At 47.7% G+C, this 14,034-nt stretch carries 8 protein-coding genes; 7 read left to right on the top strand and 1 reads right to left on the bottom strand.

The window, feature by feature from the left end; translation table 11 throughout:
• Window positions 1–21 precede the first annotated feature (21 nt).
• From secD to E5331_RS05680, 7 genes are all read left to right on the top strand, one after another.
• Window positions 22–2,991 carry a protein translocase subunit SecD gene (secD, locus tag E5331_RS05710; protein WP_135984193.1) on the top strand — a complete coding sequence of 990 codons (2,970 nt, stop codon included), beginning with the start codon at window positions 22–24 and terminating at the stop codon, window positions 2,989–2,991.
• Window positions 2,992–3,319: 328 nt separating this feature from the next.
• Window positions 3,320–4,102, top strand: coding sequence for a pyrroline-5-carboxylate reductase family protein (locus tag E5331_RS05705; RefSeq protein WP_123483612.1), 783 nt, complete (start codon window positions 3,320–3,322; stop codon window positions 4,100–4,102).
• A 59-nt stretch (window positions 4,103–4,161) separates the two neighbouring features.
• Window positions 4,162–5,235, top strand: a complete 1,074-nt coding sequence (proB, locus tag E5331_RS05700; protein ID WP_123483613.1) for a glutamate 5-kinase — start codon at window positions 4,162–4,164, stop codon at window positions 5,233–5,235.
• Window positions 5,236–5,252: 17 nt separating this feature from the next.
• Window positions 5,253–6,497 (top strand): glutamate-5-semialdehyde dehydrogenase, encoded by a 1,245-nt coding sequence (locus tag E5331_RS05695; protein WP_123483614.1) that lies wholly within the window; start codon window positions 5,253–5,255, stop codon window positions 6,495–6,497.
• Window positions 6,498–6,546: 49 nt separating this feature from the next.
• Window positions 6,547–7,914: a UDP binding domain-containing protein gene (locus E5331_RS05690; protein ID WP_123483615.1), complete on the top strand. Its 1,368-nt coding sequence runs from the start codon at window positions 6,547–6,549 to the stop codon at window positions 7,912–7,914.
• A 9-nt stretch (window positions 7,915–7,923) separates the two neighbouring features.
• Window positions 7,924–9,018: a GDP-mannose 4,6-dehydratase gene (gene gmd / locus E5331_RS05685; RefSeq protein WP_123483616.1), complete on the top strand. Its 1,095-nt coding sequence runs from the start codon at window positions 7,924–7,926 to the stop codon at window positions 9,016–9,018.
• Window positions 9,015–9,839, top strand: a complete 825-nt coding sequence (locus tag E5331_RS05680) for a leucine-rich repeat domain-containing protein (RefSeq protein ID WP_135984191.1) — start codon at window positions 9,015–9,017, stop codon at window positions 9,837–9,839. Before gmd ends, E5331_RS05680 begins: the two co-directional genes overlap by 4 nt.
• Window positions 9,840–9,856: 17 nt before the next feature.
• Here the strand turns inward: E5331_RS05680 and E5331_RS05675 are convergent, their stop codons facing one another.
• On the bottom strand, window positions 9,857–13,966 hold the full coding sequence (locus E5331_RS05675) for a two-component regulator propeller domain-containing protein (protein ID WP_123483618.1): 4,110 nt from the start codon (window positions 13,964–13,966) through the stop codon (window positions 9,857–9,859).
• Window positions 13,967–14,034 lie beyond the last annotated feature (68 nt).

Raw genomic sequence — 14,034 nt, 5'->3', positions numbered from 1 at the left:
AACACAATAAAACAACAAAACATGCAGAACAAAGGGTTTATCAGCACCATTGCCGTCCTTTTGGTCTTGATTTGCGGATTTTATATCTCCTTCTCTTTTGTGACCTCTCACTATGAGAAGAAGGCAGAGGAATATGCCGCGATGATGTCCAAGACAAGCGACGTAACCAATGATGCCTACAAACAGAATCTAAAGCAGTTTAACGATTCTATCGACAAAGAGAAAGTCTATCTGGGCTACACCTACAATCAGGTACGCAAACTTGAGATCGGTCTTGGTCTTGACCTGAAGGGTGGTATGAACGTGGTGCTCGAAATCTCGGTGCCTGACATACTACGTCAGTATGCGTCGGGTGAGCAGCAGCTCCGTCAGATCAACAGCACAATTGCAAAGGTGCAGTCCGACGGTGTGAAAGGCAGCGATAAGAATTTTATCTCTAAGTTCACGTCTTACATCCAGCCGGGCGCGATGGTCGGATTGTTCACTCGTGAGGGTGAGTATATGGGTAAGGTGAAGAGCAATGCTTCTAATGAGGAAGTGGCTGATGCGCTTCAGAAGCAGATCGACAGTCAGGTAGACGCAGCCTTCAATATCTTCCGCACACGTATCGACCAGTTTGGTGTCGTTGCTCCGAATATCCAGAAACTTCAGGATAAGAACGGACAGATCCTTCTTGAACTCCCGGGCGTGAAAGAGCCGGAGCGTGTCACTGAGTTGTTGAAATCTTCAGCCAACCTTGAGTTCTTTGAGGTATATAATTATAATGAAATAGCCAACGATCTTTCTGCTTTCGCTCAGGCTTGGGCTCAGCAGGACACCATTAACCATACAAATATCATCGAGCTTCTCGGTGGTCCGCAGCGTGCCGGCAGCCCCGTGATCGGTATGGTGACGCCCCGCAACAAGGCAGTGGTCGACAGTATCCTCTCGTCTCCTCTTGCCAAGCAGAAGCTCCCCAGCGATTTCTCTGCCGTATGGAGCGTGAAGCCGGTGGATTTCCCCGTGTATGATGCGCAGGGCAACGTGGTGAAGAAGGCTAACGGTGAAGACCGCACTACCCCTTACTGGGAGCTCGTGGCTCTCAAGGGTGAGGCTGCCCTTCAGGGCGATGTCGTGACTTCTGCTTCAAGCGAATACGACAATATGCGTGGCAACACTGTCAACATGCGAATGAACGATGCCGGTGCTCAGGCTTGGGCTACTCTTACCCGCAACAACATCGGACGCCCCATCGCAATCGTGCTTGATAACAATGTATACTCATTCCCCAATGTAAACAACGAGATCACCGGCGGCTCTTCCGAAATCACCGGTAACTTCACTCCCGAAGAGGCTAACGACCTTGCAAACGTGCTCAAATCCGGTAAGATGAGCGCGAAGGTTGACGTAGTGAGCAACAACGTTATCGGTCCGAGCCTTGGTGCTGAGGCTGTGCAGCAGGGTTTCCTCTCTTTCGTCGTGGCAATCATCCTTCTGATGATCTTCATGATCCTTATATATGGTGTGATTCCCGGTCTTGTGGCTAACGTAGGTCTTATCCTCAACCTTTACTTCACTCTCGGTATCCTTGCCTCTTTCCAGGCTGTGCTTACTCTGTCAGGTATTGCCGGTATCGTCCTCTCCCTCGGTATGGCTGTCGATGCCAACGTGCTTATCTTCGAGCGTACTAAAGAGGAATTGCGTCTTGGCAAGAAACTCCGTCAGGCTATCTCTGAAGGCTACAGCAACGCATTCTCCGCAATCTTCGACTCAAACCTCACTTCTGTCATCACAGGTGTGATCCTCCTGATCTTCGGTTCAGGTCCTATCAAGGGTTTTGCCACTACTCTTATCATCGGTCTTGTATGCTCATTCTTCACAGCTGTGTTCCTCACCCGCATTGCGTTTGAACTCATCACGAAGAATGGTCGTTGCGAGAATATGACGTTTGATACAGGCATCAGCCGCAACCTTTTCTCCGGCACCAAGTTTAATTTCCTCGGTCAGTGGAAGACCGCCTCTATCGTATGGCTCGCCCTTATCGTGATATCGGTGGCTTCGCTCATATTCCGTGGAATGAATCAGGGTATTGACTTCTCCGGTGGTCGCAACTATGTGGTGCAGTTCGACAAATCTGTAAATCCTGCCGACATTCAGGCACGTCTTCTCAGTGAGCTTCAGAAAGAGGCTGACGACAAGACTGTCAGCGTGGGGGTGATCACGATTGACAACGACACTAAGGTGCGTATCTCTACCAACTATAAGATTGATGCAGAAGACGCAAATATCGACAATGAGATTTCTGCACTTCTCTATAAGAATCTTAAGCCTGAGCTTACCGGCGCTGACGGTAAGGTGATGGATGAGAATGCTTTTGCCGTGGCTGACGAAAACCGTGGTATCATCTCTATCCAAAAGGTGGGTCCCTCTGTGGCTGACGATATGAAGCGTGATGCCGTATGGGCTGTTGGTATCGCTGTAGTATGTATGTTCCTTTACATCCTCGTGCGTTTCCACAACATCGCCTTCTCTGTCGGTGCGGTTTGTGCCGTGGCTCTCACAGCATTCCTCATCATCGGCTTCTATTCTATCTGCTGGGGCTTCTTGCCGTTCTCAATGGAGATCGACCAGTCGTTTATCGCAGCTGTCCTCACCATCATCGGTTATCAGATCAACGATACTGTGGTGGTATTCGACCGTGTGCGTGAGATGATGAAGCTCTATCCGAAAGAGGATCGCTACGAGACGTTCAACAAGAGTCTTAACACAACTCTTACACGTACAGTGATGACCTCATTCTCAACATTGCTCGTGCTCTGCTGCATTTTCTTCCTCGGTGGCGACACTATCCGCAGCTTCACATTCGCAATGATCTTCGGCGTGATTGTAGGTACGTTCTGCTCACTCTACTGCGCAGCTCCCATCGCCTACAATATCATCAAGAGAAACACTAAGAAAGTGGCAGCCGACAACGGCAAGCCCGCTCTTGAAGGCAACCGCCGTTTCAAATAAAACGAAAAGCAAAAGTCATATACAGTATAAGCATAAATTGTATAAAATGTTGTGTCGGATTGCCCGTGAGGGTAGTCCGGCTTTTTTTTTATGTGATATCATTAATGTCCCTAATGACAATAATGACAGTAATGACATTTAAGTCCTCAAACCTTATTTTGGATAGCTTATCATGACTGTAAATGATGCCTAATCTTGTTGAAAAAACAAGATTATCACAAGAATCCCACATCTAATGGTTACAATAGTAGGTATGATACAATAAAATGGTAATTTTTTCTTTTTAAATATATGATTACCTCTCAATTTTTTAATATTAATCAAAAGAATGAAGAAAATCGCCATAATAGGAGCTGGAAACATGGGGGGTGCTATAGCAGCCTCTCTTGTCGGTGCCGACTTCCGGGTAGTATGCACTGCAAAGACAAAGATTACCATTGACAGAATCCATAAGGAGATTCCCGGAGTGGAGATTACGCAGTCAAATGTGGTGGCTGTCTCTGATGCCGATATTATTGTATTGGCTGTGAAACCCTATATTTCTGCCGGTGTAATTGAGGAGATAAACCCTGTAATAAAGCCGGGGGCGATTGTTCTCTCTGTTGTGGCTACGTTGTCGCTCGCTGATCTTAACTGTTTGCTTCATTCCTCCGAGAGGGAGATGAAGATTATGAGGGTCATACCGAATACCGCCATACGCTTAGGCAAGAGCGTTACATTTATAGCTCCCGATAGCAACGTTGATGCCGACACGCTGGCAGTGGCGGAGGGTATCTTCAACCGTTCCGGAAAGGCTTTCGTAATAGAGGAGAAAAGCATGGGGGCTTGTATGGCACTCGCATCATGCGGTATAGCCTATTTCCTTAGATTTATTCGTGCTGCTGCTGAAGGTAGTGTAGAACTGGGACTTCGTCCGACATTCGCCACTCAGATTGCAGCCCTCACTGCCGAGGGTGCGGCGGCATTGCTTGCCGATGGCGCACATCCCGAAGCGGAAATTGACAAAGTGACCACCCCGGGCGGCATAACGATTAAAGGATTGAACGCTTTGGAGGCAAACGGATTCACGAATGCTGTCATAGAGGCTCTGCGTGCATCCTGTGTGAAATAGGACTCCTTAGACTCCTTAGACGTCTAAGAAGTCTAAGGAGTCTAATTAAAAAATAGCTGATGAAAACAATTGTAGTTAAAATAGGAAGTAATGTGCTGACCCGAAATGACGGTTCGCTCGACGGCACAAGAATGTCGGCTATCGTTGATCAGGTGGCGGCAATTCGCAAACGTGGTGATAGGGTAGTGCTGGTATCTTCCGGTGCGGTGGCGGCGGGACGCAATGAGGTGCGTGCCCGTTATGCTCTTGATACTGTATCTGCACGGCAACTTTATTCCACCGTCGGACAGGCAAAACTCATAAACCGATATTACGAATTGTTTCGTGACTACGGGATGACGTGCGGACAGGTGCTCACCACTAAGGAGGGTTTCGGATCGCGCACGCATTATCTCAACCAGCGTCATTGCATAGAGGTGCTCCTGATGCATGATGTAATACCGATAATCAATGAGAATGATGCCGTATCCGTCACCGAACTTATGTTTACCGACAACGATGAACTGTCAGGACTCGTGGCTGCAATGGTGGATGCCGACATGCTTATAATCTTGAGTAATATCGACGGTATTTATAATGGCAATCCTGCTGACCCGACATCGGAGGTGATTCGGGTGGTTGAGCCGTCGGTGAAAGACCTGTCAGACGTGGTAGTCGCCGGAAAATCAAGTTTCGGACGCGGAGGTATGCTGACGAAGAGCCGTATCGCTCTTCAGGCTGCTTCCGAAGGTATAGAAGTGGTGGTGGCGAATGGTAAGCGCGACGACATACTGCTATCCGTGCTCGATGACCCCGACACTTTATGCACCCGCATATTGCCGGGCGAACACGTGAATGGTGTCAAGAAATGGATAGCACATTCCGGCGATTTCACCAAGGGGGAACTCTATATCAACGACGGGGCGGAGCGCACACTGTTCTCTCCCGATCATGCTGCCAGCCTTCTCCCTGTGGGGATAGAGGAGGTAAGCGGCAACTTTAGGAAAGGGGATCTGGTCGACGTGATAAGCTCACGTGGAGGGCATCTCGGGGTAGGCTGTTGTGAATATTCCTCTTCAGAACTCAAGGAGGTGATAGGGAAGAAGGGTATGCGGCCTGCCATACATTACGATTACCTGCATCTCGATTTGTAAAATAAAAATGATTATATATGATTTCAGGATTATTACGGGAAGTTAAGGAAGCGTCTGTCACTCTTCCGCTTCTCCCGCCCGAGAGAATTGAGGAGATTCTTTTGAAGGTGGCTGATAAGATAGAGGAACAGACTGAGACTATCCTGGCAGCCAATGCAGTTGACTTGTCGGGAATGTCATCAGGCAATCCTGATTATGACCGTCTTATGCTTACACCCGAACGTATTGCCGATATTGCCGCCGACATGAGAAGGGTGGCTCAGTTGCCGTCACCCTACGGACGCCAGATATCAAAGACGGTACGCCCTAACGGGATGGTGATACGCAAGATCTCCGTACCGTTCGGAGTGATAGGGGTGATTTACGAGGCGCGTCCCAACGTGACCGCCGACGTGTTTGGACTTTGCTTCAAGAGCGGGAGTGCATGCGTGCTGAAAGGTGGACATGATGCCGATAATTCCTCACGTGCAATTGTCGATGTGATATGTGGAGTGTTGCGTGAAGAGGGACTTCCAGAGGTATTATGCACATTGCTTCCTGCAAACAGGGAGAGTGCCGCCGAGATGATGGAGGCAGTTGGGGATATTGATGTGATAATACCGCGAGGCGGACGCGGACTGATAGATTTTGTCAGAAAAAATTCGCGTGTGCCGGTGATTGAGACCGGTGCCGGAGTGTGCCACACATATATTGATCTCTCTGCCGATATTGAAAAATCGGCACGGGTTGTATGCAACGCCAAGACGCGGCGTGTGAGTGTATGTAATGCCCTCGATTGCCTTATCATACATAAGGAACGGCTTGCATCCCTTCCCGATATCTGTCTGCCGCTTTCCGAGAAGGGGGTGATGATATATGCCGACGAGCCGGCTTACGATGCGCTTAGAGGAAAATACCCCGACACATTGCTGCTGAAGGCGGATGAGAGAAGCTACGGTACAGAATTCCGCGACTACAAGATGGCGGTTAAGACGGTCGGGTCGATGGAGGAGGCTATGATGCATATTGCCCGTCATGGTTCACACCACAGCGAATGTATCATGAGTGAGAATCCCGACAACATAACACGTTTTCAGGCAGGTGTGGATGCCGCTTGTGTATATGCCAACGTCTCCACAGCCTTCACCGACGGCGGACAATTTGGATTCGGCGCAGAAATCGGCATTTCTACCCAGAAACTCCACGCACGCGGACCGATGGGACTCCCCGAACTCACCACCTACAAATATTTCATCTCCGGCGACGGTCAAACCCGCCAATAATGACAATAATGACAACGCCCACAACGTTCTTTCAAAAAAAGAAATTGAGATGAATATAGCCGTAGCCGGAACAGGATACGTGGGTCTTTCAATAGCCACTCTCCTCGCTCAACATAATCACGTCACTGCCGTAGACGTTATTCCCGAAAAGGTGGAACTTATCAATGCCGGTAAGTCGCCCATACAGGATGAATACATCGAGATATATCTCCGTGAGAAGGAACTTGATCTCCGCGCCACTCTCGATGGAGCGGCGGCATATCGTGATGCTGACTTCGTGGTCATTGCCACTCCTACAAACTATGATCCCGTGACAAATTGTTTCGACACTCATAATATAGAGGATGTCATAGATCTTGTGCTCAGCGTTAACCCGGAGGCGGTAATGGTGATTAAATCTACCATTCCCGTAGGCTATTGCAGATCGCTATATCTCAAATATGCCCGGCAAGGCGTAAAACGGTTGAATCTTCTCTTCTCCCCCGAATTTCTCCGCGAGAGCAAAGCCTTGTATGATAACCTGTACCCTTCACGCATAATCGTCGGCTATCCAAAGATGATAGGGAAGAGTGAACGTTATGATGCTCTTGACGCAGAGAACGAGGCAATTGGAGAAATTGCCGATATACCATTCCTTGAGAAAAAGGCTCATGAATTTGCCGACCTTCTCAAGCAAGGCGCAATCGGACCACAGGGATCCGACAAACCAACCCCACAACCCCGGTCTTCCACTATCCCCACTCTCTTCATGGGCTTGAAGGAGGCAGAGGCTGTCAAACTATTCGCCAATACCTATCTCGCTTTACGTGTCAGCTACTTCAACGAACTCGACACTTACGCCGAGGTAAAGGGGCTTGACTCCAAGGCTATCATAGAGGGGATTGGTCTTGACCCCCGTATCGGCACTCACTACAACAATCCATCCTTCGGCTACGGTGGCTACTGTCTGCCTAAGGATACAAAGCAGTTACTCGCTAACTACAACAACGTGCCGCAGAACATGATGTCGGCTATCGTGGATAGCAACCGCACGCGAAAGGACTTCATCGCCGACCAGGTGCTCAAAATGGCAGGCTGGTACGATTATACACAGGCTCCCCAGCCCCCTAAAGGGGGAGTGGATATGGTGCCCTCCCCGATAGTCGGAGTTTACAGACTGACGATGAAATCCAATTCCGACAATTTCCGTCAATCCTCCATACAGGGTGTGATGAAGCGCATAAAGGCAAAGGGTGCCACTGTCATTATATATGAGCCGACACTTCCTGACGGCACTACCTTCTTCGGCAGTCGTGTGGTGAACGACCTGGAGAAGTTCAAGAGGGAATCACAGGCGATTCTTGCCAACCGCTCGAATGTGGAACTGGAGGATGTCAAAGAAAAAGTATATACGCGTGATATTTTCTCACGAGATTGAACCTAAATTATGAAGAAAAAAGCATTGATAACCGGTGTCACCGGTCAGGATGGGTCATATCTCTCTGAATTGCTTCTTGAAAAGGGATATGATGTGCATGGTATAATACGCCGTTCATCGGTCGACTTCCGGGAGCGTATAGCTCATCTGGAGGGGCATCCTAATTTTCATCTGCATTACGGGGATCTGGGTGATTCCATGTCGATACTTCAGGTGATCGGGCGAGTTCGTCCCGATGAGATCTACAATCTTGCCGCACAGAGCCATGTGCAGGTGAGCTTCGATGCTCCGGAATATACTGCCAATGTTGATGCCACAGGAGTGTTGCGTATCCTTGAGGCGGTGAGACAATGCGGACTTGCCGACACATGCCGCATATATCAGGCTTCCACATCCGAGCTATATGGGAAGGTGGAGCAGGTGCCGCAGAATGAGGAGACTCCGTTCCATCCCTACAGCCCGTATGCCGTGGCAAAACTTTACGGATTCTGGATTGTGAGGGAATACCGCGAGGCTTACAATATGTACTGCTGCTCCGGCATTCTGTTCAACCATGAGTCGGAGCGTCGCGGTGAGACCTTCGTGACGCGTAAGATCACCCTTGCCGCCGCACGTATCGCGCAAGGTAAGCAGGAGAAACTATATCTCGGTAATCTATCCTCCCTCCGCGACTGGGGATATGCCAAGGACTACGTGGAATGTATGTGGCTTATCCTTCAGCAGCCACGTCCGGATGACTATGTGATCGCCACAGGTGAACAACATTCCGTGCGAGAGTTCTGTCTACTGGCATTCAAGCGCGCCGGTATCGACCTGCGTTTTGAGGGTGAGGGTGAGAATGAGAAGGGTATCGATGTTAAGACCGGGAAAGTGCTCGTGGAGGTGTCACCCGACTTCTACCGTCCGACTGATGTGGTCAATCTGTGGGGCGACCCCTCTAAGGCGAAGCGTGAACTTGGTTGGAACCCTACCGAAAAGACAAGTTTTGAAGATCTCGTGAATTTGATGGTGGATGCCGACATGGCAAAGGTGGCTGTAGAGCGTGCCGGAGATCATGTCCGCATGAACCTTGCCGAATATCTTGAGAAGGGGATTGTGAAATGATACGCTGTCTGATCGCAACTATATTCCTGTTGGTCTCCGTCATAAACTCATACTCCTATACCCGTTCTGACTTCGCGGTCTCGGTATGCGGAACGGATGCCGCTGATTCTGTAGCCGTGGTGCCCGCTGGTGTGACGGCTATCCCTGATTTCGCTTTTGCCGACAATGCAAATATCCGTAATGTGATATTGCCGGAGGGGTTGGAGACGATAGGGGAGTATGCGTTCTTAGGCTGCACCTCGCTTGAATCCCTGACACTACCCTCATCCTTGAAAACTATTGGTGAGGGTGCATTCCGGGAGTGTACCGCCCTGGAATCACTGACCATACCGTCGGGAGTGACGGTGGTGCCGCGATATCTGTGTGCATGGTCAACCTCACTCGAATCGGTATCCCTTCCCGACAATCTCAAAGACATAGCAAGCCATGCGTTTGCCTACTGTGCGTCATTACAGAGAATAGAGATACCATCCGGAGTCAAGCATATAGGAAGCAACGTGTTCAGCGAATGTCATTCATTAGAAGAGATAGAACTCCCCACCTCAATCGAGGAACTCGAATCGTATGCATTCTCTGGATGCAGATCCCTGCGGAAAGCCGTACTCCCCGCCAACGACAAACTCCTCGGAGAATACCTCTTCACCGGATGCCAGGCATTACAGGAGATAATATGCCAAAGCCGGAAGCCCGCACCCTTCGATTGCGGCACCCCCTTCTTCGATCCGTCAGAATCTGCGCTCTACACCAGTTGCCGTCTGATAGTCCCCGCCTCCAGCCGCCACCTCTACCGCTGCTCCCCCGTCTGGTCCCTTTTCCTTTGACATACGGCTGTGTCGGATTATTCCTCCGTTCTGATCCCAACGGTATGCAGAAATTCAGAGGCAGTTATCCCAAACTCTTTCTTAAACGCTTTGGCAAAGGATGAGTGGGTGCTGAAGCCTGTCTCAAAAGCGATATCGGTTATCGACAGCTTTCTTTCCATAAGCAGTTCCTTTGCTTTTTGCAGGCGTATGGTGCGGATATATTCATTGGTCGACACTCCGAGCACAGCCATTACTTTGCGATAGAGTGTTGAATTGCTCATGCACATCTTGTCTGCAAGGAAATTGACACCCAGATCCGGATTTGAAATGTTCTTGTTGATTGTCGATACAATCTTTTCAAGAAATTCTCGGTCAAGAGGAGACAGAATGCTTATATTCACACCGTTCCCGGCACTTTTTGTGGAATTTGGATTATTATCGGATGGATTCTCTTTTATCTGTTTATCCACGGGATTGGATAGTGATAGCATTCTTAGATGTTCTGCCATGTTTCTTTGTAGTCTCAAAATATTGTTTATTCTTGCGAGTAGCAATTTTGCAGTGAACGGTTTTGTAAGATAGGAGGATGCTCCGGCTTCATATCCCTCTTGTTTGTCGGTGATGGAGTCTTTTGCTGTCAGCATGACGATGGGGATATGAGAGGTGAGGATATCCGCTTTTATGTTGCGACACATTTCGATACCGTCCATCTCCGGCATCATGATGTCTGTCACGATAATATCCGGTGTATCTTCATGGGCGCATCTTAGTCCGTCAAGACCATTCTCTGCCGTCAGCACCTGAAATTGGTTTTCCAGGCATTGACACATATATTTGCGAAGATCAAAATTGTCTTCTACAATAAGTACTTTCTGACGCTCCTTTTTCTCAACGGGATTGTCGGCATCTTGCTCTTCTGCAGTCTTATCGCGGGCGGATGTGTCGTTATCTCCATGCAGTGCATCCGGATAAAGATTATCATGCAGGAGTCTAATTGTGAATACCGATCCTTCCCCCGGTTCTGACTCTACGTCAATCGTTGCTTCATGTATATCAATAAGGCTCTTCACCAATGCCAATCCTATTCCGGTGCCTGATGCCTGATGAGTGTCGTTCGCTTGATAATAGCGTTCAAATATATGCGGGAGTTTATCCTTTGAGATGCCATAACCGGTGTCGGATATTTTGATTTCAAACGTAGATTTACCGTTGATATTGATAATATGGCATGATAGCCTGATTTCCCCCATTTGGGTATATTTCAGAGCATTGATCATTATATTGTTGATGATGATTGTAATGATTTCGGGATCAAAGAGAGAGTCGCTGCTATCATCGTCAATGTCAAGAATTATCTCCACGTCCTTGTTATGGTTGAGCTCTTTGAAATTAAGACCGATTTCCCGCAACAGATTGGGAAGGTTGCCGGATTTCACTTTCAGACGACGGTTCTGTGTCTCTGTCTTGCGGAATTCAAGGATTCCGTTTATAAGGTTGAGGAGTTGTGTTGAACTGTTGCGGATCATTTGAAGTTTGCCCGAATAAGATGCCGGCAGTTTAGGGTCGCTGACGAGTTCTTCAAGCGGACCGAGAATTAGAGTGAGCGGAGTGCGTAATTCATGCGTTATGTTGGTGAAGAATCGCATTCGTTCCTCATTTAGTTCACTACGGTTGCGGTCGGTCTCTTCAAGCAATGATACTTGCTGCTGAAGATTTATCCAGTTGCGGTAAAGTCGCATACAATATGCTATAAGGCTCACAGCTATTATGAGATACAGAATTTTTGCCCACCATGTCAGCCATATCGGAGGAGCAATGTGTATTGTCATGATATTTTGTGGAGCTCCCCATTCATTTCCTTCCTGACGTTGCCTTACGTATAATTTGTATGTGCCGGGTTTAAGGTTCCTGAATAGAACCTTATTTTTTGATGATGAAGGGGAGAGCCAGCCCTTGTCTATGCCCTCAAGAGAACATTGGAACTCGGATATGCTGGCTATTGCGTGATCAAGGACATTAAAAGTGATTGAAAATGTGTTTTGGTTGTGCGACAGATTGATGATGTCGGAGAATATAGGGATACTATATGAATTGTTGTCACTTTCATTATTCTCTTGGAACACTGAGAAATCTGTCACTTTTGCAGGAATGTTATCCTTTTTACTCAAGATTATTGTCGGGTTAATCTCAAACAGTCCATTGCTTGATGCGAATAATATGTTGCCGTTGTCATCCCTTGTCGCGCCATTGTCAATGAACGTATGGATGGGAAGAGTGTTGGAATACTGATATAATTTTGTGGTATTGTTCTCAGGGTTGATTTTTCCGATACCCCTTGAATGACTGAACCAGATGTTGTGGAAATTATCCTCTTCAAGAGATTTTATCTGTAGATACCGGTTGGTAGTCTCCGTGATATTAGTGAAAGAGGAGAGATTTGACAGATTGGGTATCATGGTCACACCGGCGCGTGTGGCAAGCCATATTCTGCCTGAACTATCCTGAAGTATTGAATTTATGGTGTTTGATAGCAGACCTTCCTGTTTGCCGAGATTGCTTTGCAATTCAAAAGAGCTGTTGAGTATGAACACTCCTTTCCCGAATGTGCCTATCCAATAATTGCCGTGGTCATCAATGATGACCGACATAATCACAAGGTCGGAAAGGGATATGTTGATATTATTGTCGTATTCTCCATGAGGAAGACCATTATGGCATCTGTATAGACCTTTGTCTGTACCGATGAGCATGTCGCCATCCGGAGTCTCGGTAAATACTTTCACATCAGGATTGATATTTTCCACACGGATGAATGATTGATTGGAAGGATTATATATCATTGCGCCTCGGTCGTAGGTGCCGATCCATACTCTCCCTTTGCGGTCGATTGTAAGTGCCTTGACGTAGGTCTTTGCAATATCCGGGACGTAAGGTATCGGGATATGTTTTGTCTTACCATCTTTTATTTGGGCGATTTCATTAACACCGCCTACCCAGAGAGTGCCGTCTTGGGAGTACGCGCAGCTCCATGTCGGAAGATATGGGGAACTACTATTGTTTTTGCCGATATATTCTATCCTTGATATTCCGGGACTTATATGATTTATCACCGACAGACCAGTCCTATGGTTCCCTATCCAGATATTTCCGAACGAATCCGGATATATTGTCCTGGCATATTCATTGGAGGTGTATAAACTGAATCCGTTTGTGGGAATCCTTGTGAATTTGGCTTTGCTGTAGCCATCGGCTTTTGAGGAGGAGGCGGGAAGCATACATACTCCGGCAAGGGTGGATGCAAACCAGATGTTGCCGTTACGATCTTGCGCTATGTGGCGTATTCTTCCCGGCAGAATGGAATTAGGATTGTTTTCATCATTTGTGAATGGGATGAAGAGATTCTGTTTCGGAAGATAGAGAGCCGCTCCCTTATCTGTACCTAACCACACATCGTCATCTTTATCCACACATACAGAGTATACTTCGTTGCCGGGTATTGATGGTTTACCTTCCTGATGCCGGAATGTGACTACTTTCTTTTGAACAGTATCTACCACACTGAATCCTTCTCCGGCATGCCCCACATACAGTTTGCCATCCTTCCCCTCGGTCGTGGTCCAGCAGTGTTTTGGCATTCCGGGAATTTTTCGGTAGGTGTATTCCCGGCTTTCTCCTGTTTGGAAATTTATATATTGTGGTCCGAAGTGGTAATAGTTTACCCACATCCCGGAGTCTGATGCAGGGGTGATTGTCGTGACATCAGTCGAAATCTGCACGGGGTGTGTCAAACCATGTATCTCTCCTGAAGCATGGTCATAATAAAATATTCCGTCTCGTTGGGAACCGATCCAGAGCCTGTCTGGATCATTGGGTAATTGTGTCACGCAGTTCAATGCATTTGAACCAAGTCCGGAATTTTCCATGGTGAAATTTATGAAATCTGTCCCGTCAAATCGGTTAAGACCATTGGCTGTGGCAACCCAGATCTGACCTCGGCTGTCTTGTGTAATCGATAATACGTCGCCATCCGAAAGACCAGACATAATTCCGAGATTTTCGATATGGTATTGTTCGGAGGCTAAAATGGTGTTGCTCTGCCAGCATAATATGGCAAACACAACGAGTAGGTTGAGATAAGTCTTCATTACACGATGTTGTGATTCCTATTAATGATTGCAAAATTAATATCATATTTTCAAGTCTGATTGTCGGA

The sequence above is a fragment of the Lepagella muris genome (assembly GCF_004793975.1).
GTDB lineage: Bacteria > Bacteroidota > Bacteroidia > Bacteroidales > Muribaculaceae > Lepagella > Lepagella muris.
Note: the sequence above shows the minus strand (reverse complement) of the source record. Positions and strands in the feature narration are given on the sequence as shown.

What these genes read in the sequence shown, in the direction of transcription:
- E5331_RS05705 (WP_123483612.1), top strand. Translation starts at nt 3,320, where the DNA reads ATGAAGAAAATCGCCATAATAGGAGCTGGAAACATGGGGGGTGCTATA.
- E5331_RS05675 (WP_123483618.1), bottom strand. Translation starts at nt 13,966, where the DNA reads ATGAAGACTTATCTCAACCTACTCGTTGTGTTTGCCATATTATGCTGG.
- gmd (WP_123483616.1), top strand. Translation starts at nt 7,924, where the DNA reads ATGAAGAAAAAAGCATTGATAACCGGTGTCACCGGTCAGGATGGGTCA.
- secD (WP_135984193.1), top strand. Translation starts at nt 22, where the DNA reads ATGCAGAACAAAGGGTTTATCAGCACCATTGCCGTCCTTTTGGTCTTG.
- E5331_RS05680 (WP_135984191.1), top strand. Translation starts at nt 9,015, where the DNA reads ATGATACGCTGTCTGATCGCAACTATATTCCTGTTGGTCTCCGTCATA.
- E5331_RS05695 (WP_123483614.1), top strand. Translation starts at nt 5,253, where the DNA reads ATGATTTCAGGATTATTACGGGAAGTTAAGGAAGCGTCTGTCACTCTT.
- proB (WP_123483613.1), top strand. Translation starts at nt 4,162, where the DNA reads ATGAAAACAATTGTAGTTAAAATAGGAAGTAATGTGCTGACCCGAAAT.
- E5331_RS05690 (WP_123483615.1), top strand. Translation starts at nt 6,547, where the DNA reads ATGAATATAGCCGTAGCCGGAACAGGATACGTGGGTCTTTCAATAGCC.